Origin of the sequence: Neobacillus drentensis, assembly GCF_036966985.1 — a bacterium.
GTDB lineage: Bacteria > Bacillota > Bacilli > Bacillales > Cytobacillaceae > Neobacillus > Neobacillus drentensis_E.
In genome coordinates this window covers 1-243 of sequence record NZ_JBALSN010000035.1, presented here as the reverse complement: position 1 = coordinate 243, position 243 = coordinate 1, and the positions used below count along the sequence as shown (strand labels likewise).

At 41.6% G+C, this 243-nt stretch carries 1 protein-coding gene; it reads right to left on the bottom strand.

Annotation, left to right across the window (positions count from 1 at the left end; all coding sequences use genetic code 11):
• Positions 1-243 (bottom strand): NAD-dependent epimerase/dehydratase family protein (locus tag V7659_RS02445; RefSeq protein WP_335537901.1); only part of this gene is annotated, 243 nt, incomplete at both ends.

Genomic DNA, 243 nt, shown 5'->3' with positions numbered 1-243 from the left:
TTTGCCCTTGTTGTTGCAATAAATATTCTAATGCTAAAATATGCCCCTCCGACAGATCCAAGACGTGCAGATAATCACGAATGCAGGTGCCATCTGGGGTTTCGTAATCATTTCCAAACACCTCAATAAAAGGCGTCATGCCTTGTAAATGTCTTAATATATTCGGGATTAAATGAGTTTCCGGATTATGATCTTCCCCTATTTCAGCCGATGGGTGTGCGCCAGCCACATTAAAATACCGAA